Origin of the sequence: Gordonia amarae NBRC 15530, assembly GCF_000241345.1 — a bacterium.
Classification (GTDB): Bacteria; Actinomycetota; Actinomycetes; order Mycobacteriales; family Mycobacteriaceae; genus Gordonia; species Gordonia amarae.
In genome coordinates, this window is sequence record NZ_BAED01000004.1 from 16,992 (window position 1) to 39,920 (window position 22,929).

General features: G+C 68.6%; 15 protein-coding genes. 8 read left to right on the top strand and 7 right to left on the bottom strand.

All coding sequences use genetic code 11. From position 1 onward, the window contains the following. Nucleotides 1-3: 3 nt before the first annotated feature. Together GOAMR_RS01305 and GOAMR_RS01310 are read right to left on the bottom strand one after the other, a co-directional pair. The gene (locus GOAMR_RS01305; RefSeq protein WP_005181655.1) at nt 4-603 is read right to left on the bottom strand and encodes a hypothetical protein; all 600 of its coding nucleotides are present in this window, start codon (nt 601-603) and stop codon (nt 4-6) included. Further along, the gene (locus GOAMR_RS01310; protein WP_040514024.1) at nt 600-1,202 is read right to left on the bottom strand and encodes a hypothetical protein; all 603 of its coding nucleotides are present in this window, start codon (nt 1,200-1,202) and stop codon (nt 600-602) included. The genes GOAMR_RS01305 and GOAMR_RS01310 overlap by 4 nt, the downstream gene beginning before the upstream one ends. 138 nt (nt 1,203-1,340) lie before the next feature. Here GOAMR_RS01310 and GOAMR_RS01315 point away from each other — a divergent pair, with 138 nt between their 5' ends. From GOAMR_RS01315 to GOAMR_RS01330, 4 genes are read left to right on the top strand one after another with little or no spacing between them, the layout of a single operon-like run. Beyond that, a complete protein-coding gene (locus GOAMR_RS01315; RefSeq protein ID WP_005181659.1) occupies nt 1,341-6,785 on the top strand; it encodes a hypothetical protein in 5,445 nt (1,814 codons plus the stop codon). Continuing rightward, nucleotides 6,782-9,502 carry a hypothetical protein gene (locus GOAMR_RS01320; RefSeq protein ID WP_005181662.1) on the top strand — a complete coding sequence of 907 codons (2,721 nt, stop codon included), beginning with the start codon at nt 6,782-6,784 and terminating at the stop codon, nt 9,500-9,502. Before GOAMR_RS01315 ends, GOAMR_RS01320 begins: the two co-directional genes overlap by 4 nt. 47 nt (nt 9,503-9,549) lie before the next feature. Then, nucleotides 9,550-9,978 (top strand): NfeD family protein, encoded by a 429-nt coding sequence (locus GOAMR_RS01325; RefSeq protein ID WP_005181665.1) that lies wholly within the window; start codon nt 9,550-9,552, stop codon nt 9,976-9,978. Between the two features lie 7 nt (nt 9,979-9,985). Next, nucleotides 9,986-11,428, top strand: a complete 1,443-nt coding sequence (locus GOAMR_RS01330) for an SPFH domain-containing protein (protein ID WP_005181668.1) — start codon at nt 9,986-9,988, stop codon at nt 11,426-11,428. 24 nt (nt 11,429-11,452) lie between these two features. Here the strand turns inward: GOAMR_RS01330 and GOAMR_RS01335 are convergent, their stop codons facing one another. After that, nucleotides 11,453-12,181 (bottom strand): TVP38/TMEM64 family protein, encoded by a 729-nt coding sequence (locus tag GOAMR_RS01335; RefSeq protein WP_005181671.1) that lies wholly within the window; start codon nt 12,179-12,181, stop codon nt 11,453-11,455. Between the two features lie 130 nt (nt 12,182-12,311). Between GOAMR_RS01335 and GOAMR_RS01340 the strand changes: the two genes are divergently transcribed. From GOAMR_RS01340 to meaB, 3 genes are read left to right on the top strand one after another with little or no spacing between them, the layout of a single operon-like run. Beyond that, nucleotides 12,312-14,225, top strand: a complete 1,914-nt coding sequence (locus GOAMR_RS01340; RefSeq protein ID WP_005181674.1) for a methylmalonyl-CoA mutase family protein — start codon at nt 12,312-12,314, stop codon at nt 14,223-14,225. Continuing rightward, on the top strand, nt 14,222-16,516 hold the full coding sequence (scpA, locus tag GOAMR_RS01345; protein ID WP_005181677.1) for a methylmalonyl-CoA mutase: 2,295 nt from the start codon (nt 14,222-14,224) through the stop codon (nt 16,514-16,516). Before GOAMR_RS01340 ends, scpA begins: the two co-directional genes overlap by 4 nt. Further along, on the top strand, nt 16,516-17,505 hold the full coding sequence (meaB, locus tag GOAMR_RS01350; RefSeq protein WP_005181680.1) for a methylmalonyl Co-A mutase-associated GTPase MeaB: 990 nt from the start codon (nt 16,516-16,518) through the stop codon (nt 17,503-17,505). The genes scpA and meaB overlap by 1 nt, the downstream gene beginning before the upstream one ends. A 22-nt stretch (nt 17,506-17,527) precedes the next feature. On the opposite strand, the gene GOAMR_RS01355 is transcribed toward meaB, so the two are convergent. Both GOAMR_RS01355 and GOAMR_RS01360 read right to left on the bottom strand, forming a co-directional pair. Continuing rightward, the gene (locus tag GOAMR_RS01355) at nt 17,528-18,268 is read right to left on the bottom strand and encodes an SDR family oxidoreductase (RefSeq protein WP_373278748.1); all 741 of its coding nucleotides are present in this window, start codon (nt 18,266-18,268) and stop codon (nt 17,528-17,530) included. After that, nucleotides 18,265-18,915: an isochorismatase family protein gene (locus tag GOAMR_RS01360; RefSeq protein ID WP_005181685.1), complete on the bottom strand. Its 651-nt coding sequence runs from the start codon at nt 18,913-18,915 to the stop codon at nt 18,265-18,267. The genes GOAMR_RS01355 and GOAMR_RS01360 overlap by 4 nt, the downstream gene beginning before the upstream one ends. 23 nt (nt 18,916-18,938) lie before the next feature. On the opposite strand from GOAMR_RS01360, the gene GOAMR_RS01365 reads away from it, so the two are divergent. After that, nucleotides 18,939-20,519, top strand: coding sequence for a (2,3-dihydroxybenzoyl)adenylate synthase (locus GOAMR_RS01365; RefSeq protein WP_005181689.1), 1,581 nt, complete (start codon nt 18,939-18,941; stop codon nt 20,517-20,519). A 22-nt stretch (nt 20,520-20,541) separates the two neighbouring features. On the opposite strand, the gene entS is transcribed toward GOAMR_RS01365, so the two are convergent. Both entS and GOAMR_RS01375 read right to left on the bottom strand, forming a co-directional pair. After that, on the bottom strand, nt 20,542-21,837 hold the full coding sequence (entS, locus tag GOAMR_RS01370) for an enterobactin transporter EntS (protein WP_005181691.1): 1,296 nt from the start codon (nt 21,835-21,837) through the stop codon (nt 20,542-20,544). Nucleotides 21,838-21,847: 10 nt separating this feature from the next. After that, nucleotides 21,848-22,927: a nucleoside hydrolase gene (locus tag GOAMR_RS01375; RefSeq protein WP_005181694.1), complete on the bottom strand. Its 1,080-nt coding sequence runs from the start codon at nt 22,925-22,927 to the stop codon at nt 21,848-21,850. Between the last annotated feature and the right edge of the window lie 2 nt (nt 22,928-22,929).

Here is a 22,929-nt window from a genome sequence, read left to right on the forward strand (position 1 = left end):
GCGTCAGGTGATGATCAGTTGCGCGAGCCCGAACATCGCGGCCGCCCACAGCACCGACACGAATGTGCCGACGATGAATTGCTCGGATGCCTGCGGTGAGCGGAGTTCCGGGTATCTGGCCAGCCCTTTGACCGCCAGGATCACCGCCAGACCGGCCGGCCACGCCGCATGCAGACTCCCGACGACCGCGAGCCGTTCCAGGTAGCCGATGATGTGGCCGCCGCGCAGTGGGCCCTCGTCGGCGGCCGGTGTGTCGGGACCGGGTGCGTCGGGAGCAGGGGAGTCGGCTTCAGGGGAGTCCGGGGGCGTGGTGTCCACGCGGCCGACGCCGCCGGCGAACAGCACGGCCCGCACCAGGGTTCCGCCGCAGGTCACCGCCGCCGCCGTCGACACGACCCGGGCGATCACCAGCGTGGTGTCGGAGGCTGCAGCTGTCGGGAGAGCCAACAATGCGGCGATGGCCGCGAGGACGGCGATCGCGACGGCAGCACCGATGTCGGCTATCGACGTCCGGGCGTGCGTGCCGGCGCTGCGCCGGTATCCGGCAGCGGCCGGCGGGATCAGCGCGGTGCAGGTGAGGAGAATGATCGCTGCCACTGTCATCGGATGACCTTTGCGGTGTGGTTGTCGGCGGTGCGCAACAGGTCGGCGACCAGGGCGTATGCGGCGTCATCGATATCCCACGCGGCGGCGCGCAGTCGCTGCGACATGGCCTGCGGGGTGATCCCGAGGCGGTCGGCGGCCTGCGTCTGGCTGATGCCGGTGCGCATCAGGTCGACGGCCTGCGTGCCGGCCGTACTACGCCGGGCGATGACGTCGGCGAGCATTCGGGCCGCGGTCTGCGCATGCCGTCCCCATAGAGGGTCCGCCCCGCGGACCGCTATCGGGATACGCCGGTTCTTGGCGACTTCGACGGCGTCGCGGGCATGTTCGAAGGCGGGGCCGCGACCGGCCCGGGTGGATTCGGGCAGGGGCAGTTCGACCCGTCCGAATCCGATGCCGACACTCCAATGTCCGTCGGCGGCCACATCCACCGCGAGCCGGGCGACAGTGGCCGCATCGTCGGCGACGGCCTGCACCTCGTCGCCGGCGGTACGTTCGAAGGGGCGCACGAGTGCGGCGTTCGATGTTGCGGCGAGGAGATGTTCGACACGGTCGATGTCGCGGCGGCTGCCGCGCTGGTCGATCGTCATCACAAACACTGTTCAATGGTAGAACCTTAAGATCTAAGAATCAAGGTTATATACTTGAGTATTCAAGATCTATATGTTGATCTGCGAGATTGAAGGAATCTCGGCGCATACGTAGGCTGGCAAACCGGCTCGGTCGAGGGGGGACGAATGCAAACGCTGGAACAACGGTGCGAAGCGGCACTCAAGCGGTGCCAGGAGAGTCAGACGGCCCGCGCCTGGCGTCGACTACTGACCGCCGCAGCCGGCAACGAACCGGAAGCCACCGTCGCGGCGCTGAGGCTGCTGCCCGACCAGGAGCGTTTCGTCGCGACGATGCTGATCGGACTGTCGTTCCGGGACCTGCAGGTGGCCACCGCGTTCGCGCTCGACGACTCGATGGCCTCCGGCTACCGCGCGGTCGATTGGAGCCGCATCTGCGACGAGCGGATCGTCACCCGCTGGGCAATAGCGGCGCGTGAGATCGATCCGGCCACGGTCGCGCGGATCGTGAATCGTGGCCACACCGGAATAGCGGGCCGGGTGCTGGTCGCCACGATCCGCGAGTGGCTTCGGGCCGGCGACATAGCGGGTGCACAGGCGCTGTGGAACGCGATCAACGACTACGCGAAAGCCGAATGCGCGGCCGGAGCCGCACTGATCTGGTTGGCGACCTCGGACGAGGTGTGGTCCTGGCGGGCCGTCTCGGCCTGCACGGGGAGCTCGATCATTCAGGCGGGCTGGGAGGAAGCCGACGGGCTGGCGACGGTACTTGCTGAGTATCAGCGCGCGGGTCAGGCGGCGGATTCCCAGGGGGTGACCGAAGTCATTGCGGCTCTGAAAGATTGGGTCGACGACCTGGACCGTGGCTATGACTCGCGAGATGCCGTGCGGCAAGCCGGGTTCACCTGTGTGCGGGCCGGCTGGCTCGATCATGCCCGGACGATGGCGTCGTTTCTCTACAACGGTGACGGCGACGAGCTGGACGAGGCCATCAAGACCGGCGTCGCACCCCCGCCCCGTACCTACGAGCACAACAACCCCACGCTGGACGAGGTACTCGGCGAGGAGAGATGCGAGGACCGGCTTGAACAGGCCACCTCGTATGCCGAAGGCCGCTATGCGGCGGGTGAACCGGCCGGGGCGCTGAAAGCCCTGGGACTCGTGCTCGGCGGTGGCGACGAGCTGCCTGCCGCACCGACCGCAGCCGAACGTGCGGCCTGGGCGCTGGCGCTTGCTGTCGGTGGCGGGCATGACGAGGCGCGCGAGATCATCGTCGATCTGGCCCGATCTCAGGCTGCCGGCCGCGAGGAGTTGCCGCGCGATGCGTGCGAGGCGGCGGTCGTGCTGGCCGAGCAGGACGTCGACGTCAGCGAATTTGTCGATGCCGCAACCGCACACGCCACACAGCTGTATTCGGGAGGCGGGCTGCGAAAGTCGGCCGCGGCCGGGTATCTGGCCGGCCTCATCGCCCGGGAGAACAACCTGGATCGTGAGCTGACGCTGTTCCGGTCGGTCAACTTCGGGTACGCAGACCGGGCGCCGTGGCCGAGCGAACTCGCCCCGATCCGGTCGGCGCTGCGGGTGCTCTCCGATGCGCATCCGGAACGGCTGGATCAGTGGCTGAACGAGATCGATCCCCCGGTGCGGCCTTTTGTCGCCGGTGCCGCAGTGCGGTCGCTGGCCGAGTTGCCGTTGGCGGAGATCATCGTCGAGTGCCGGGGCGGTCAGCAGACCGGGGAGCGCAGTCAGAGCGCACACGATCATGAGCTGCCGCAGGAATTCGACGTCGAGCCGCTCGCTGTCGCACTCGCTGACCGGGGACGCGTCGGCGACGCGCTGGAGCTGGTGCGGCCGTATCGGTCCCAGGTGGCGAACGAGGTGCTGCTGAAGATGGCGGAATATACTGTGACACCGGATGATCGGGAAAGGATCAAGGCTGATTTCCGGGCGCGCATGATCGCCGACAAGGCCACCGCCCTGCCGTCCGGGTGGGATTGGGAAGAGGGCGAAGAGGCCGAACACGACGCCCTCGCGGAATGTCGGTTCGGGGCGCTGCTGATCAACTGCGGACAGATCGACGACGCGCTCACCCTCGCTGAATCGCTTCCGGACATCCGCTACCAGATGCGGGCCCCCGAACTCGTCCGCCGGATCGGCGAGCGGCTCGATGCCGCGGACAGCTGGACACCGGAACGGGCCGCTGCGGTGGTACGGATTCTGGCGGGGCCGAGTACACAACCCAATGAGGCCGACGCCGCGATCCTGGCCACCATCCCGGGCGCTGTGATCGCTGATCCGGAGCTGTCTTTGGTGCCGATTGAGGACCGGCTCCGGCACTATCGCTGGCGGCAGGTGCTGGTGCGCTGCGCGGCAGCGGTGGGTGCGATCCGCGCCGGCCGCGTCGACGACGGTGTGGCCCAGATCGCGCGGGAGCTGGACCGGCTGAACCAGCGGGCCGACCCAGACGTGCTGCCGCAGCGTCTGCTGTGGTGTGTCCAGCAGATTCCGAGATCAGTCGGCCGGCGGAATGAATTGTTCATCAAGGTATTCCGGATGCTGACATGGGCCGAGCCGGCCCGGCAGCGCACGCGCGTCGAGAAGATTTTCAGCACGCTCGACCCCGCCGATGCGCTGATCATGGCCCGAGCGATCCGCGAGACACAGCTGCCCGACAAGGTTCGCGTCGACGCCGATCATCGGATCGCCGAGTTCCTCGCAGAGCACAGCGATACCGGTACGTGGGCCTGGGCCGGTGCGCTCCCGATCGACTCCGCGACGACCCCGGCAACAGCCCGCGAGCGGACCCAGCAGGCCGCACGCTTCGAAGCCCGGCGCGGCGCGCTGATCTCGGCGAGCCGATTGGCGAAGCGGGCCGGGCTTGCGACGCTGAGTCACCATGAACGCGAAGCGATTGCCGGTCTGGAGGAACGCTGTGAGCAGATGCTGGAGCGCTGTCACGAAGGAAAGCTGGTCCGGGTCTGGCGGGCTTTGGGTGCCGCGGCCGCGGATGGTGACGGTCAGGCGGCGGCCGCGCAGCTGATCGCCCTGCCTCAGTCGGAGCGCTTTGTAGCGGCACTGGTTCAGAGCCTGACCTTTCCTCGCGTGCTGGTGGCCCTCGCCGCAGCGCTCGATGATTCGCTGCTGGACAGCGATGTCGCCGACGATGGTGACTTCCCGAAAGCGTTGCGATGGAACATGATCTGTGACGCTCGCCTGCTCATCCGCTGGGGGCTGGCGGCGCGAGAGGTGGATGCGGCCCGCGGTGCGAGGATCGTCAATCGCGCCGATCCCGTGGCTGCGGGCCGGGTGCTGCTTGAGATGGCGCGAGATAGGGCGCAGATCAACGCCATTGCGGATGCGACCATCTTTGCCGAGGCGATCGACGGGCAGGCCAAGATCTCTCGCGCGGCCGCGTGTGCGCTGCTGCGGGTGGCGACGCGCGACGACGAATGGTCGCGGCGCGCGATCGCCGGCATCGTCGAGACCCCTATGTCGGGCGATGGCAGCGAGGAGGCCGATGCGCTCGCCACGGTGCTCGGCGAGTACCAGCGGGCCGGGCTCGCCGCTGACGCCGAGGCAGTGGTGACAACCGTTACCGCACTGGTTGACTGGGGTGACGACCCGGATCGGCGCTACCTCGCCGAACGCGGCTACTACTGGGGTACGCAGCACTGCGTCCGCGCGGGCTGGCTCGATCACGCCAGAGCACTGGCCGCGTGCCGAGCCAAGGAACCCGACGACCCGCTCTACGCGGCGATCACGACGGGTATCGCCGTCGAGCCGCCGCAGCCGGCGCCACTGGCTGTGATCGGCATCGACAGGGTGACCGCGGAGACCGATCCGCAGGAAAGACTGGTCAAGGCGAGCCGGTATGCCGAAGTCGACTTCGCCGCCGGGGAGCTCATGGGCGGCCTAGGACTCGCCGCCGTCCTCGACGACGCGGACACCGTACCCGAGGTGGCCGATCCTCAGCGGCAGGCCGAGTGGGCGCTTGCCCTCGCTGTAGGCGGGGCACACGATGCGGCACTCAAGATCGTCGTCGAGCTCGCCGAGGGGCAGGAGTTGCCGCTGACTGCCTGCCAGGCTGCCCTGAGGATTGCCGAAACAGACTATGATGCAACAGCATTCGTCGACGCGGCGATTGCGCACGGTCACGCGACCGCATCGTACAACACCAACTATCCACCGTCAGATTACGTGGCCACCTACCTCGCCGGAATCCTGGCCTTGGGCAATGATCTGGAGCGGCAGAAGCGGCTGCTGACGGCCGCCCAGCGGTACCTCACCCGGGACGCGACGCCCCCCGACCTGCGGTTTGCCGGGCCGGTCAGGGAAACGCTGCGGATCCTGTCCCAAGCTGAACCATCTTGTCTGAGTTGGTGTCTGGCCGAGATTCAGCCCCGGCTGCGGCCCTATGTGGCGGGGGCGGCGGTCGAGTCGCTGGCGGCAATGCCATTGCCGGAGATCATCGCCGTGCGCGGTGGAGCCTCGGCGGCTGCGCTCAGCCAGAAGTCTTGGCGGGTCCGGCGTCAGCTCCAGGAGGTCGATATTCCGCCGCTGGCCACCGCGCTGGCAGAGCGTGGACGCCTCGCCGACGCACTGGAATTGTTGCGGCCATACCGGCCGCGGATCGCGCAGCCGGCCCTGCTGACGCTGTGTGAGACCGTCACGACCGCCGCCGACCGAGCGGAGATCATTGCGGCCTATCGCGAGCGTAAGTCGAGCGATCTGTCCCGCGATGTGGGTGACAACTGGGACGGCGACGAGATCGATTGGAATGTCTGGCTGGCCAGGATGCTGCTGCTCGACGGCCAGGTCGACGAGGCGGTCGCCATCGCGGCGGCTCAGCCCGAGCCCCCGCACTCCTATGAGCTGGGCAGACTGCTGTGCAAGATCGGTGAATGGCTGGATGCGACCGGCGGGTGGACACCGGCCCGCGCGGAAACGGTCATGCGGATCCTCGATGGACCCGGCGTCCCTGCCAAGGGGATGACGTGGACCCTGCTTGCGCTCATTCCTGGCGCGATCGCGGTCACCGGTGATGTGACCCTCCTGCAGCCCCTGTTCCGTAAACTCGACCGCCCGGATCGCGACGCGATACTGGACGTGACAGCGGCCCTCGGAGATCTCCGGGCCGGCCGGGTGAGCGCCGGCATGTCCAAGCTCGCCGAACGGGTCGTCGACGAGGGTCGCGAGACCAATCGCTGGGTGAATCCGCCGCTCATGCTCCCGTGCGTCACCCAGATCCCACGGACTATCGCGAGCCGGGATGACTGCCTGGTCAAAGTATTCCGGATACTTGAGTGGGACCTGGACTATGCGCCGAAGCACCTCCGCACGATGCTCGACGATGTCGATCCCGCTGATCTGCCGGTGATTGCCAAAGCCCTCGCGGAGTCGGAACTACCCGATGACATTCTGGCAGTGGGCAATCGCCTGCTCGGCGCACTCGTGGTGACGAACAGCGACGACGCGTCGCTGCTGCCCATCGAATCGGCACACGGACCGGTCACCGCACGCGAACGAGTCCACGAGGCCGCCTGCTTCCTGGCCCGGCACGGCGATATCGATATGGCAACACGACTGGCAGCGAAGGCAGGTCTCACCGCATGAGCGTCAACCCAACCGAGGCCATCGCCGCCGTCGAGCAGCGCTGCGAGGAGACGCTGGCGCGGTGCCGCGAGGGCACCCTCACGCGGGGCTGGCGGCGCACGGTCCGGGCAGCCGCCGACGGTGCGGTGAAGGCTGCGGCAGCGAGCCTGAAAACCCTGCCCGCACACGAGCGCTTCGTTACCGCGATGCTGCTGGGCCTGTCCTTCCCGAAGGCGCGGGGCGCCCTCACGGCGGCTCTCGACGATTCCCTCGCCGACGGCGAGCTGCAGTGGCACGAGATCTGCGATGAACGCATCGTCACCCGCTGGGTGGTGGCGGGCCGCGAGCTCGACGCGGCGCTCTGCGTCCGGGTGGTGACGCGGGCCGAACACCGTACGGTGGGCCGAGTGCTGTTGGAAGCCGTCCGGGAGCGTTTGCAGCACAATGACACTGCTGGGGCCGAGGTTCTGTTCGCAGCCATCGATCAGAAGTCCAAGCTTGCCCGCAGTTCGGCCTGCGCGCTGCTGTGGCTGGCCACACGCGACGACGAGTGGTCACGTCGGGCGATCGACGACTGCGTCGGGACACCAAAAGTCCAGGTCGGCAACGACGAAGCCGACGCCCTCGCCGCGGTTCTGGGGGAGTATCAGCGCGCCGGGCTGGCGGCCGATACCCCGGCGGTAGTGAACACCGTTGCCGCACTGGTGGACTGGGGAGACAGTCCGGATCTCAGGTACATCTGTAGAGACGGCTACTACTGGGGCGTCCAGAACTGCGTGCGTGCGGGTTGGCTGGACCACGCACGCCGCCTGCGGACGTGCTGGCTCACCCATCACGACGATCCACTCGACAAGGCGATCGCAACCGGGATCGCCGAGGATCCCCCGCAGCGGCAGCGGCCGACCCCCGGGGCGGCGGAAGTGCTCGCCGAACCAGATCGGAATCAGCAGTTGGTGAAAGCGACGGCATACGCCGAAGGCCGTTACCGTGCCGAGGACCTCGAAGGGGCCTACCAGGCGCTGGCCGGGGTCGTCGCAGCCGGCGATCGTGTGCCGGCGACCGCAGGAGCCGAAGAGCAGGCCGAGTGGGCGCTGGCGCTGGCGGTCGGTGGTGCGCAGGCAGAGGCACTGGCTGTCGTCGTCGGCCTGGCCTCCGGCGAGGTTCTGCCGCGCACGGCCTGCGACGCGGCGCTGAAGCTGGCTGAGCTGGGCGGCGATGCGCTCGCGTTCGTGGATGCGGCGATCGCGAACGGCCATGCGAAGGACATCTACGGCGATCACTATCCGCCGGAGGGATATGCGGCAACCTATCTCGGCCGCATCGTCGCCCGCACCGACGATCTCGATCGGGAGCTGGCGCTGGTGCGGGCGGTGCGTACCGAACGTCCGACGCACGTTCCGGAACCGGGCCTGCGCGACGCCGGTCCGCTGCGGGAAACCTTGAGAGTCCTCTCCGACCGGCATCCGCAACGCTTGAGCAGGTGGCTCGATGAGGTCGGCCCGGAGATGGGGCCCTATGTCGCCGGGGCCGCGGTGCGGCCGCTGGCGGAGGTGGTGTCGCTGGCCACCATCATCGCCATTCGGGGCGGTGACCGGGCCTGGATCCTGAGTCAGAACTCGTACGCCAAAACAGAACTCCAGGAAATGGATATCCGGGCCCTGACGACGGGGCTGGCCTCGCAGGGCCGGTTGGACGACGCACTGGAACTGCTGCGACCCTACCGGCCACTCATCGCCCAGGACGCCCTCTATTGGCTGTGTGAGACTGTCCGGACGTCCGATGATCGCGCCCGGATCATCTCGGTGTATCGCGGGCGCAAGCTGGCCGACTTCGATCGGGACCTTGATCAGGGCTGGGACGATGAGGGGTGGATCTGCGAAGAGGCGGTCGACTGGACGTGCAAGCTCGGCAGAATGCTCCTGTTCGACGGTCAGATCGACGAGGCCATCGCGATTGCTGCCGATCAGCCCAAGGTCAAGCACCCCTACGAACGAGCCGAACTGCTGCGCCAGATCGGTACATGGCTCGACGCCAACGACGGCTGGACACCCGCTCGCCGGGAACGGATCCTCCGGATCCTGTGCGGCCCGACCCTCACTGCCGGGACGGTGATGAACTGCGCACCGCAGATCATTCCGGGGGCGATCACCGGTGACCCGGAACTCTCGCTGACGGAGCTCGCGGACAAGCTTTACCTCAGGCAATGGCGGACACCCCTGTTCGCGCTCGCCGGGGTTGGTGATCTCCGGGCAGGCCGGCGCCACGAGGGAATGGCGGAGATCTCGGAGCAGGTACTGGACAAGCCCGATCCGAAGTCGAATCGCTGGGTGCCGCCACCGCGTCTCCTCTGGTGCGTTCAACAGGTTCCGCGGGACGTGAAGATCCGAGATGAGCTGTTTCTCAAGGTCTTCCGGATGCTCGAGTGGGATCTGGAAGACGCGCTGAAGAACATCCGCGCCATGCTCGGCGCCATCGAGCCCGCTGATCTCGCCATAGCCGCGCGCGCCCTGGCCGAATCGGAGTTGCCTGTGGAAATCCGCTCCGTCGGTGAGCAACTGCTCGGCGAACTTGTCGTGGCCCACTCCGAGGACGCCACCCTGCTCCCGATCGAATCGGCGCAGGATCCGATCACGGCGAGACAACGCGTCCAGCAGGCCGCCCGATTCCTGGCCCGCCACGGCGAGCTCGACGCCGCCCGGCGTCTGGCTGAGAAGTCTGGTCTCGTGGCGGCAGGCTGAGGAGTCTGTCGGTTTCACGCGAGTTTGTGATCTGGCACACTGGTCCCATGAGCGCACTGCTGTGGCTGGGGGCTGCGGTGTTGTTGGCCACCGCCGAGTTGATGATCGGTGATCTCGTGCTGCTCATGCTGGCCGGTGGGGCATTGGCGACGGCAGGTGTCGACGCGGTATTCGACACCCCGATCTGGGTTGATGGTGTCGTGTTTGCCGTGGTCTCACTCTTGTTGCTGCTGGTCGTGCGGCCGGTGGCCAAAAGGCACCTGCTCAGCAGGCCGCGCTATCTGAGTAATACCGAGGCACTGGAGGGCAGGAGCGCCGTCGTCACCGAGGCGGTGGACGAGCAGGACGGCCGGGTGAAGCTGAGCGGTGAGATCTGGTCGGCCCGGGCGCTGGAACCCGGTGCCCGGATCCAGCCCGGTGAACAGGTCACCGTGGTGCGCATCGACGGTGCCACCGCAATCGTGTGGAAGGGATGAACGAGAGATGGAAATCGGACTCATTGTCCTGGGGTTGCTGGTACTGCTCGTGGCCACCGTGCTGGCCAAGTCGGTCGCGTTGATCCCGCAGGCCGAGGCCGCGGTCATCGAGCGGCTCGGACGCTACACCCGCACCGTGTCCGGGCAGCTCACGATGCTGGTGCCGTTCATCGACACCGTCCGCGCCCGGGTCGACATCCGCGAACGGGTGGTCTCGTTCCCGCCGCAGCCGGTGATCACCGAGGACAACCTGACCCTGTCCATCGACACCGTCGTCTACTTCCAGGTCACCGATCCGCGTGCGGCCGTCTATGAGATCAACGACTACATCATCGGTGTCGAGCAGCTCGCCACCACCACGCTGCGCAACGTGGTCGGCGGCATGACCCTCGAAGAGACCCTCACCTCCCGCGACTCCATTAACGGGCAGCTGCGCGGAGTGCTCGACGAGGCGACCGGCCGGTGGGGCCTGCGGGTGGCCCGGGTCGAACTCAAGTCCATCATGCCGCCCCCGTCGATCCAGGAATCGATGGAAAAGCAGATGAAGGCCGACCGGGAGAAGCGGGCCACCATCCTGTGGGCCGAGGGTCAGCGAGAGTCGGCGATCAAGACCGCCGAGGGCAACAAGCAGAGCCAGATCCTCGCGGCCGAAGGCGCCAAGCAGGCCGCGATCCTCGAGGCCGAGGCCGACCGGCAGTCCCGCATCCTGCGGGCCCAGGGTGACCGCGCCGCTTCATACCTGAAGGCGCAGGGCGAGGCGAAGGCCATCGAGAAGACGTTCGCCGCGATCCGCACCGGCAAGCCCACCCCGGAGGTACTCGCGTACGAATACCTGCGGCAGCTGCCGGAGATGGCCAAGGGGGAGAGCAGCAAGGTGTGGGTGGTGCCGTCCGACTTCGGCTCGGCGCTGCAGGGTTTCGCGCGCTCGTTCGCCGAGAAGGGCGACGACGGCGTATTCCGCTACCGCACCAACGACGAACCGGTCGCCGACGTCGACGAATCCGAGATCGACGAGTGGTTCAGCCTCTCCCGCGACCCCGAGGTCGCGGCCGCCGTCGCCGAGGCCGAGGCGGTGGCCCGGACCCCGGTCGAAGAGCCGCAGCCCGAACGGCGTTCCGGCGGCCGGGAACGGCGTCCCGTCGCGGCCGCACCCGCACAAACCCAGTTGCCTCCCGAACAGCCGCAGGAGAGCACGGAACCGGGACAGACCGTCCAGCATCAGGTCCCGCCGACGCAGGAGCCCGCACCCGCGCACCGGCCGCCGCAGGCATGGAACGTGCAGCAGGGCGGTCCGCAACAGTCTCCGTCCCAGCAGTCGCCCGCACACCAGCAGACCCCACAACAGCAGCCGCCGTTCCAGGCGCCGCCGCGGCCGGCGTACCCGCAGCAGGGTCCGGGACAGCCTGGTCCCGGTCCGCAACCCGGCCAGCCGGGTGCGCCGCGCTGGTGATGTGCGGACGGCGGGGCTTCCGCGTCAGTTCCCGGTGGTAGGCGCAGGATCGGTGGGGGTGGAGTCCGGGTGAGTGGGCTTCGCCGAGGGTGCGGACGTCGCCGGTGAACTGACCGGCATCATCGAATCCAGTAGCAGCCCGGCGATCCCGGTGGCAAAGAAGACGACCGTCAGCACCAACAGCAGCGGGTCGCGTTCGCCGGTGAGCGCATCGCCGAGAAACACCACCGCGGCGGTCCCCGGCGCCATCCCGATGATCGTGGCCGCCACGTAGGGGAACGTCCCGACCGACGACAGTCCGGCGCAATAGTTGGTGACCGAGAACGGGCAGGCCGCGATGAGCCGCAGCGACCCGATCGCCAGCCAGCCCCGCTGCTCCAGCCGGTACTCGATGGTCCGCACGATCGGCTTGCGCAGGTAGGGGCGGACCCGTTCGCGGCCCACTCGCCGGACGAGCAGGAACGCGATGACCGCCGCGGCGGTGGACGCGATCATCGCGCCGGTGAATCCGACGATCGGGCCGAAGAACACCCCCGACATGACGGTGAAGGTCGACCGCGGGATCGGCGCGATCGTGACGATCGCCGAAGCGGTGAAGAACAGCCACGGAAACCAGGGGCCCAGCCCGTCGCCCCAGTCGCGGACGCTGCCGATCGGCGGCAGCGGAATCAGGTACGCGCACGCGATGACCGCCAACGCTCCCACGCCGCCGATGACGGCGGTCCGGATCGCTCGCGGGTCGGTTTGTCGCACCCGGCCACACTACTGCGTGGCCCGCACCACATCGCCGCGCAGATCCGACCACAAACGAAACACCGAGCGAGCGATCGGCTAAGGTCATGTACGCGTACACACAGTGGTCCACGGAGGTGTCCTGCCCCACATGTCACAGCTCACAGATTCCCTCGACGAGGCGTACCGGAAGTGGTCCTCGTCCGCGGCTGCCGTCCTGGCCAAGTCGCGTCGTGTCGAGGTCGACGAACTTCCGGGAGATGCGGAGTCGTTGCTCGCGACGACCACCGCCGACGGGCTGACGATCCGTCCTCTGTACACGCGGAAGGACGAGACGGCCGAGCCCGGACTGCCCGGCGAGTACCCGTTCGTCCGGGGTGCCGACCCGCACCGCGACGTGAACGTCGGCTGGCGGGTCACCGAGCGCTTCGGCGACGGCGAAACCCGTTCCGCCGCAGAGGTCAACGAGGCGATCCTCGACGCCTTCGTCAACGGCGCGAGCGGTCTGTGGCTGGCCGTAGGCGACGGTGTGGCGGCCTCGGACCTCGCCGAGATCCTCACCGGCGTGTACCTCGACCTGATCCCGGTCACCCTCGACGCCGGCGCCGACGCGGTCGCCGCCTCGCGGGCGTACCTGGAGTTGCGTCGCACCGCGCAGGAGGCCCCGGTCGCCGCCCGGCCGACCGCGGCCACCACCGGATCGCTCGGTCTGTCCCCGCTGACGGCGACCTTCTCCGGGCGGCCGACCATCACCGCGGCCGAGGCCACCGGGCTCGCCGCCGAACTCGTCGAGTCGGGTCAGGCGATCCGCGCCTTCCGCGTCGACGGGGCCGACTTCGCCACCGCCGGCGCCGACGACAGCCTGCAACTGGCGCTGACCGTCGCCGCGGCGCTGGGACACCTGCGCGATCTCACCGCCGCCGGAATCTCGGCCTCGAAGGCACTGGCACAGTTGACGTTCGCCGTGTCGGCCGACGACAACCAGTTCGCCACCATCGCCAAGTTCCGGGCGCTGCGCAAGATGTGGGCGCGGGTGGCCGACGTGGTGGGTGAACGTGAGGCGGGTGCCGCGATCACTCACGGCGTCACCGACCTGTCGATGCTGTCCCAGCGCGATCCGTGGGTGAACATGCTGCGCACCACCATCGCCGCGTTCGGCGCCGGTGTGGGCGGCGCCGACCAGGTCACCGTCCTCGGCTTCGACGCCGCGATCCCGGCCGACCTGCGCACCTCGGGTGCCCAGTTCTCCCGCCGTGTCGCCCGCAACACCCAGCTGCTGCTGCTGGAGGAATCCAACATCGGCCGCGTCATCGACCCGGCCGGCGGATCGTGGTTCGTCGAATCGCTCACCGACGACCTCGCGGCGTCGGCGTGGAACATCTTCACCGAGATCGAAGGCCTCGGCGGCTACCGGGCCGCGCTCGACGCGGGCTGGATCGCAGACCGGGTGGGTGCGGCGCTGGCCGCCCGCGACGATGCGGTGGCACACCGCAAGACCGCGGTCACCGGTGTCAACGAGTTCCCCAACCTCGGCGAGAAACCCATCGAGCGTGCCCTCGCCGGCGACAGCGCCGTGGCCACCGGAACCCCGAAGCTGGCCCGCGTGGGCCGGGCGTTCGAGGGCCTGCGGGATCGTTCGGACGCTCGGCTGGAATCGGTCGGCGCCCGCCCGCAGGTGCTGATGATCCCGCTCGGGTCGGTCGCCGAACACAACGGCCGCACCACCTTCGTATCCAACCTGCTGGCCTCCGGCGGCATCGACGGCGTCAACCCCGGCCCGGTGACGGCTGAGGAGGTGGCCGCTCACGTCGCGAGCACCCCGACCTCGATCGGCGTCATCTGCGGCACCAAGAAGCGCTACACCGAGGACGGTCCGGCAGTACTCGCCGCCGCCCGCGCGGCGGGGCTCGCCACCGTGCTGCTGGCGGGTCCGCTCGCGGAGTGGCCCGACCAGGACAACGCCCCCGACGGTTCGCTCAAGGCGGGAATCGACGCGATCTCCACCCTGACCGGCCTGGTGGATCAGCTTGACGCAACATCCGGTTCGACAGGAGACCAGTCATGACGCAGACCGACCCGGTCACCGACACCATCCCGGATTTCAGCGGCGTCGCCCTCGACGGCGACGCGACCCCGGCTCCCGCCGACAACGAGTCCGATGCCGCGGTGCAACAGCTCGCCGAATCCAACGGCTACACCGTCGACCAGATCACCTGGAACACCCCGGAACAGATCGCCGTCGCACCGCTCTACACGCGCGGCGACCGGGATGCGGTGACCCGCGGCGCCGAGCATCCGTATCCGCTGGATTCGATTCCCGGTGCGGCACCGTTCATCCGCGGCCCGTACCCGACGATGTACGTCAACCAGCCGTGGACGATCCGCCAGTACGCGGGCTTCTCCACCGCCGCCGAGTCCAACGCCTTCTACCGGCGCAACCTGGCCTCGGGCCAGAAGGGTCTGTCGGTGGCGTTCGACCTGGCCACCCACCGCGGCTACGACTCCGACCATCCGCGGGTGGCCGGTGACGTCGGCATGGCCGGTGTGGCCATCGACTCGATCCTGGACATGCGGCAGTTGTTCGCCGGTATCGACCTGGGTTCGGTGTCGGTGTCGATGACCATGAACGGTGCGGTGCTGCCGATTCTGGCGCTGTACGTGGTGGCCGCCGAGGAGCAGGGTGTGCCGCCGGAGAAGCTGGCCGGGACCATCCAGAACGACATCCTCAAAGAGTTCATGGTCCGCAACACCTACATCTATCCGCCGAAGCCGTCGATGCGGATCATCTCGAACATCTTCGAGTACACATCGATCAAGATGCCCAAGTTCAACTCGATCTCGATCTCGGGCTATCACATCCAGGAAGCCGGGGCCACCGCCGACCTGGAACTGGCGTACACCCTCGCCGACGGCGTCGAGTACATCCGCGCCGGCCTCGACGCCGGCCTGGACATCGACAAGTTCGCGCCGCGCCTGTCGTTCTTCTGGGGCATCGGCATGAACTTCTTCATGGAGGTCGCCAAGCTCCGTGCCGCGCGTCTGCTGTGGAGTGAGCTGGTCGCCGAGTTCAATCCGAAGTCGGCCAAGTCGCTGTCGCTGCGTACCCATTCGCAGACCTCGGGCTGGTCACTGACCGCGCAGGACGTGTTCAACAACGTGGCCCGCACCTGTGTGGAGGCGATGGCCGCCACCCAGGGGCACACGCAGTCGCTGCACACCAACGCGCTCGACGAGGCCATCGCCCTGCCGACCGATTTCTCCGCGCGCATCGCCCGCAACACCCAGCTGCTGCTGCAGCAGGAGTCGGGCACCACCCAGTCCATCGACCCGTGGGCCGGTTCCAACTACGTCGAGTGGCTGACCCATCAGCTCGCTCAGAAGGCCCGCGCCCACATCGCCGAGGTCGAGGCCGCCGGCGGTATGACGCAGGCCATCAACGAGGGCCTGCCCAAGCTGCGCATCGAGGAATCGGCCGCCCGCACGCAGGCGCGTATCGACTCCGGCCAGCAACCGCTGGTGGGCGTCAACAAGTACCAGGTCGACGAGGACGAGGAGATCGAGGTCCTCAAGGTCGAGAACTCCAAGGTGCGGGCCGAACAGCTCGAGAAGCTGGAGCGGCTGCGCGCCGAGCGTGACGAGACCGCGGTGCAGGCGGCGCTGGCCGACCTGACCCGCGCCGCCGGGTCGTCGGACGGCGGCATGGAGAACAACCTGATGGCGCTGGCCATCGAGGCGGCCCGGCACAGCGCGACGGTCGGGGAGATCTCCGAGGCGCTGGAGAAGGTGTACGGCCGCCACCAGGCCGAGATCAAGACGATCAGCGGGGTGTACCGGCATGAGGCAGGTCAGGTGAGCAACATCGACGCGGCGATCGACATCGTCAACCGGTTCGCTGACGCCGAAGGCCGTCGTCCGCGTGTGCTGGTCGCCAAGATGGGACAGGACGGCCACGACCGGGGCCAGAAGGTGATCGCGACGGCCTTCGCCGACCTCGGGTTCGACGTCGACGTGGGCCCCCTGTTCGCGACCCCGGAAGAGGTGGCCCGGCAGGCCGCCGACAACGACGTACACGTGGTAGGCGTGTCGTCGTTGGCCGCCGGACACCTCACCCTGGTGCCGGCGCTGCGGGAAGCCCTCGCCGAGGTGGGGCGTCCCGACATCATGATCGTCGTCGGTGGCGTCATCCCGCCGGGTGACTTCGACGAGCTGTACGAGGCGGGTGCGGCGGCGATCTTCCCGCCCGGTACGGTGATCGCCGACTCGGCGGTCGAACTGATCGGCAAGCTCGCCGACAGTCTCGACCTCGAACTGGCCGCCGCCGCGGGTTCGGGTGCGTCGGGGGCTGACGAGAGCTGATGGCACGCCGCCCGATTGACGTCGCAGCGTTGACCGAGGGGGTGCTCGCCGATCGCCGGGCCGATCTGGCCCGGGCGATCACCCTCGTCGAGTCGACACGGCCCGATCACCGCGAGGCAGCGCAGGAGATGCTGCTGGGGCTGACCCCGCATGCCGGAAAGTCGTTCCGTGTCGGCATCACCGGCGTACCGGGCGTCGGTAAATCGACCACTATCGAGACCCTCGGGATGCACCTGATCGAGCAGGGGCACAAGGTGGCGGTCCTGGCCGTCGACCCGTCGTCGACGCGTACCGGTGGTTCGATCCTCGGCGACAAGACCCGCATGGGCCGGTTGTCGGCGGAACAGAACGCGTACGTGCGGCCGTCGCCTACCTCGGGCACGCTCGGTGGGGTCACCAAGGCAACCCGAGAGACCATCGTGCTGGTCGAGGCCGCGGGATTCGATGTGGTGCTGGTGGAGACTGTGGGCGTGGGTCAGTCCGAGGTGGAGGTGGCCCGCATGGTCGACACCTTCACCTTCCTGACGCTGGCCCGCACCGGTGACTCACTGCAGGGCATCAAGAAGGGTGTGCTGGAACTCGCCGACGTGATCGTGGTGAACAAGGCCGACGGCAAACACCAGATCGAGGCGAAGGGCGCCGCGCGTGAACTGAAAGGCGCGCTCGGCCTGATCTACCCGCACGATGCGCTGTGGACACCGCCGGTGCTCACGATGAGCGCCATCGAGAACACCGGTGTCGACGGGTTCTGGAACGCGGTGCTCGACCACAATCGGGTACTGCGGGAGGCGGGGGAGTTCGACCGCCGCCGCACCCGTCAGCAGATCGACTGGATGTGGGCGATGGTGCAGGACACCGTATTGTCCCGGCTGGCCTCCAACGAGCGGGTCACCGATATCCGCAACGAGGTAGAGAAGTTCGTCGGCACAGGCGAATTGACGCCGGCGCTAGGCGCGCAGAAGCTGGTCGCGGCCTTCGACGGCAGCTGAACCGGGCGGCGGCCGCCCCGCGTCACATGTCGAGGGTGGCCCCGCCGTCGACCCGTAGGTCGTGGATGGTGATGTGCCGGGCCGCATCCGAGAGCAGGAAGACGATCGTCGACGCGATATCGCCGGGTTCGGCTATGCGGCCCAACGGGATTCCGATGCGGAACTGGTCCGGCGTTCCGGCCAGGACCCGTTCGCGATCGGCGTCCGAGGTCCACATGCCGGTGAGCATCGGCGTCATCGTCGAGCCGGGGGACACCACGTTGACCCGGATCCCGTGACCGGCCACGGCGAGTCCGACGCTGCGCGCGTACGAGGTGGCCGCGGCCTTGGAAGCGGCGTACTCAGCCATCGCTGTGCGCGGGATCGGCGCGGCGTTGCTGGAGAGCACCACGATCGAGCCCGCGACGCTGTGGGCGATCATCGCCTCGGTCGCGACATCGAGGGTATTGCGCACCCCGCCCGCGTTGACCGCCATGCACAGATCCCAGTCGTCGCTCATCACCCCGGCCGCGTGCACGAGCAGTTCGATCGGACCGTCGGCGGACTCGGTGGCCCGCCAGGCCTCGCGTACACCGCCCGGGTCGCGCACATCCACCGCGCGCACGCTGCCGGAGGCCGCCTGATCCCAGGCACTGACGCGTGCGCCCGAAACGGTCAGGGCGGCCACGACGGCGCTGCCGATGCCGCCGGCGGCACCGGTCACCAGGACATGACGCCCCGTGACGCCCGGTACCACAGCGCCCGCCGGCACCGATCCGGTCACTGCGCGGCGGCCCGCGCCGACGGCACCAGCGAGGAGAGCGCCTCGGCCGTCGAGAGCACCCGGCCCGCTCGCTTGGCGATGTAGGTGGCGGCCATCTCGTGCTCCTCGGCCGAGAAATCGCCGAGCGCGTCGTAGACGAAGAACGGCTCCACGTCGCCCATGAACGCCTCGGTGGCCGAGATCATGCAGCCCATGTGCGCGTACACGCCGACGACGATCAGCTGGTCACGGCCGTGATGGGCCAGCAGATGCCGCATGTCGGTGCGCTGGAAGCTCGAGTACCGCCACTTGGTGACCAAGATGTTGTGGTCGCGGACGGCGAGTTCGTCGACGATCTCCTCGTCGCGTCCCGAGGACAGGCCCTTGCCCCAGAAGTCGGCGAGGATCCCGCGGCGCGAGGGATGCTGATCGCCGGGCTGGGCGGTGAACACGACCGGTACCGAGGCCGTCTCGCACGCCTCCCGGATCGCGACCATGTTGGGCAGCGCGGTGGCCATCGGGTCGGCCGTCACGTCGTAGGCGTCGAGGAAGTAGCGCTGCATGTCGTGCACCAGCAGGGCGACCCGGTTGACGTCGATGGTCCAGTTCACGTTCGTGGGGTACGGACCGGTGGGGACCGGATAAGGGGGGATCTTCGGAATGGCCACATAGTGAGGGTAGCCTCACCCAAGTGAAGGTTGCACCGTGGCCCCAGGAGCTCATCGACCGTTATCGCGCCCAAGGACTGTGGCGTGGCGAAACATTCGACGACGTGCTGCGACAACGGGCGGCAGACCCGCAGGTCGCCACGCGCACCGCGGTGGTCGATGCCACCACGAGCCTCACCTACGCCGAACTCGACGAGCACGTCGGCAGGCTCGCCGCCGGCCTGGTGGCACTGGGCGTCGGCCGTGACGACCGGGTGCTGCTGCAGATCCCCAACCAGGCCGAATACGTGATCGTGGTGTTCGCCCTGTTCCGGATGGGAGCGCTGCCGGTGTTCGGGCTGCCGGCACACCGCGAGAACGAGCTGGTGGGCATCGCGGGCGCGGCGGATGCCGTCGCCATCGTGTCCCCGCGTCGTATCGGGGCCGTCGACCATCGCGCGCTCGCCGAGTCGGTGGCCGCGCAGGTGCCGTCGGTGCGGCACCTCATCGACGTCGACGATCTGGCGTCGGTCTCCGCAGACCCGATCGAGCACGCGCGGTCCGATCCGTCGGAGATGGCGTTTCTGCAGCTCTCGGGCGGCAGCACCGGCATCCCGAAGCTGATCCCGCGCACCCACGACGACTACCTGTACAGCGTGATCCGCAGCAACGAGGTCTGCGGGGTCACCGCGGACACCGTGTACCTGGCCACGTTGCCGGTGGCGCACAACTTCCCGATGAGCTCACCCGGCATCCTCGGCGCCCTGTACGCGGGCGGAACCGTGGCGCTCACCGAATCACCGGCCCCGTCGGTGGCCTGGGAGATGGTGCAGCGCGCAGGGGTCACGATGACCGGCCTGGTGCCGCCGCTGGCCCGGCTGTGGACCGAAACCGCCGAGGCGGGCACCGACTTCGACCTGTCGACATTGCGGACCGTGCTGGTCGGCGGGGCGCGCTGCCCCGACGAACTGGCCCGGCGCATCGGCCCGGCGCTCGGGGTGACACTGCAGCAGGTGTTCGGTATGGCCGAGGGCCTGGTCTGTTACACCCGCCTGGACGACCCCGAAGATGTGGTCACCTCCACGCAGGGCCGCCCGATGTCCGACGCCGACGAACTGCGCCTGGTCACCGAGGACGGCGAGATCGTCACGGACGGTCCCGGCTTCCTCGAAACCCAGGGTCCGTACACGATCCGCGCCTACTGGGCCGACCGCAGCCCCGAATCGTTCGCACCCGACGGCTGGTACCGCACCGGCGACGTGGTGGAACTGACCCCCGAGGGCAACATGCTGGTCCGTGGCCGCGGCGGTGACCGGATCAACAGGGGCGGCGAGAAGGTCTCCGCCGAACAGCTCGAGGAGGAGTTGCTGGCACATCCGCTGGTCCGCGACGCGATCGTCGTGGCGGTGGCCGACAAGTTCCTCGGCGAACGCACCTGCGCCTACGTGATCCCCGCAGACCCGGAGCAGCCGCCGACCCTGCCGGTGCTGCGCAAGTTCGTCCGCGAGGCGGGTCTGGCCGAATGGAAGCTGCCCGACGTGGTCAAGGTCATCGACGGGTTCCCCGAGACCGGGGTGGGCAAGGTCAGCCGCAAGCAGCTGCGGGAACTGCTCGCCCAGAACTGACGCTGTCGTGCGGCGCCGGTCGTCAGTGGCCGGTGCCGTCGACCGGCTCAGGGGCGCTGTGCAGCGCCTCGACCCGGCGCAGCGAACCGAGCAGCGTCATCGCGATGACCGCGAGTACGAGCATCGTCAGGCCGTAGTAGACGATGGCGTCCGACGCCGACCAGATGGTGCCGTACACACCCGCGACCAGTGAGCCGACGGTGATACCGCCGACCTCCTGCGCGGTCCAAAGGCCGGTGATCCGGCCGAGGATCGGGCCGGGAGTGTGGTGCTGGATCAGCGAGAACCGCAGGATCTCCTGCACGGTGTCGCCGTACCCGCCCACCACCAGGATGACCAGCGCCACCACCAGCAGCGAGGTCAGGCCGAACAGGATGTGCAGGCAGAACACCGCGACCAGCGCGCCGAGCAGCGTCAGGCCGGGTCTGCGAAGACCGGGCAGCCAACCGCTGGTGACCGCCGCGAGCAACGCACCCACCGCCATCGCCGCGTAGGCGAAGCCGATCGCCCGCTCGTCGCCGGAGAACCGTTCGTCGGCCAGCGCCGGGACCAGTGCGATGACACCGGCGCCGAGCATCGACAGCACCCCGACGGCCATCACACCGCCGACCACCCGCTGGGTGCGCAGGAACACCCCGATCGACTGTGTGGACGGTCCGTCGGCGGAGTCCTCACCGTGTGGCCCTCCGGGCGCAGCATGGGGCGACGGCGGCATCGAGGGGAGCCCGGTCAGCAGCAGCACGGTGATCGCCGACAGTACGGTCGCGGCCGTGTAGGTCCAGCTCACGCCGACCGCATAGATGACCAGGCCGGCGATGCCGGGGGAGACCGCGGTGCCGATGCGGACCGAGATCGAGTTGAGCGCGCCGACCGCGACCATCTTCTCCTTCGGCAGCAGCGTCGGCAGCGACGCCATCAGCGCGGCGATCGACAGGGCACCGATGAGGCCGTCCGCGGCGGCGAACACGTACACCATCGTGAACAGGGGATCACCGCCGAACACTCCGAACGCGTTGGCCGCCAGGCCCGCGAAGGCGAGCATCGCGCCCGTGCGTCCGATCAGGATCATGATCCGGCGGTCGTACTTGTCGGCGAGCGCCCCGCCGATGAGCATGCCGACGAAGGTGCTGATACCGGTGACGGCCGTCGCCCCACCCACATGCGCCGACGACGTCGTCAGGTCGTACATCTGGATCGGCACCGACACCATCAGCATCCCGATCCCGACAAGGGAGATCAGCCGGGCGGTGAAGATCCGGCGGAACGGTGCGCTCTCGCGCAACGGGGAGAGGTCGATCAGAATCGAACGGTCCGGCACAGAGGTTAGCCTAGCCATGCTCCGGGGCCGGTTGGTGTGCCGGGGTGTGTCCGGCCGCGTGCACATCCCGCGCATAGCCACCGATCACGGCGATCAGTTCGGCGAACACCACCTCGACGTCGGTGCTCACAGCGATGCGGGCATTCGGTCCACCCGGCCACATCGACCGTTCGTCGGCCACCGTCATGCCGCGGGTCAGGGTGCCCTCGAGTTCGACGGCCACCCGCGCCGGGATCGTGCCGACCACTTCGGGCGACAGGGCGACCATCGCGGCGAACGGGTCGTGCAGGTGCGCGATGTAGCCCTCGTCGTGGTCGTGGTGGAACTCGAAGTAGAACCGCAGGGCATCCACCACGTACCGGATCACCGGATTGTCCGAGCGCGACCGTACGCCCCGGGGGTCGGTCACGGCCGGGAGTTCGGCCGGGGTGCTGCCGGCTGCCTGGGCCAGGGCGAACACGTGCGCCGGGGTGAGCGCGATCGATTCGGTGATGTCGAGTGCGCACACGATCGGGTCGGCCGTTCCCGGCGCCGAGAACGCCGCGAACACCTCCGCCGCCGCCTCGGGATCGACGCTCACATTCCATTCGGACACCGGGGTGGTGTTGCCGTGCGTGTGGAACGCCCCACCCATGATCACCAGCCGGCCCAGGCGTCCGGGCAGCTCCGGATCCCGGCGGATGGCCGTCGCCAGCGAGGTCAGCGGACCGGTCACCAGACCCACCAGTGACCCGGGGAACCGCCGGGAGGCGTCGATCCAGGCGTCGGCGGCGTCGAGCCGGTGCGCGGCGGTGGTCGGAGCGGGTAGTTCGGCGTAGCCGACGCCGAGCGGGCCGTGGGTGTCCTCGGTGGTGCGCAGGTCGTCGGCCAGCGGGGTGGGTGCGCCCCGGTGCACGGGGATGTCGGTCCGCCCGCACAGTTCCAGCCACGCCAGGTTGTTCGTGGTCACCACGTCGACGGGCACGTTCCCGGCGGTGCTCGCCACCCCGACGAGGGTGACGTCGGGGCCGGATGTCTCGCGGCCCAGGAGATAGAGCAGTGCGAGCGAATCGTCGATACCGGTGTCGCAGTCGAAGAAGAGCGGGATCACCG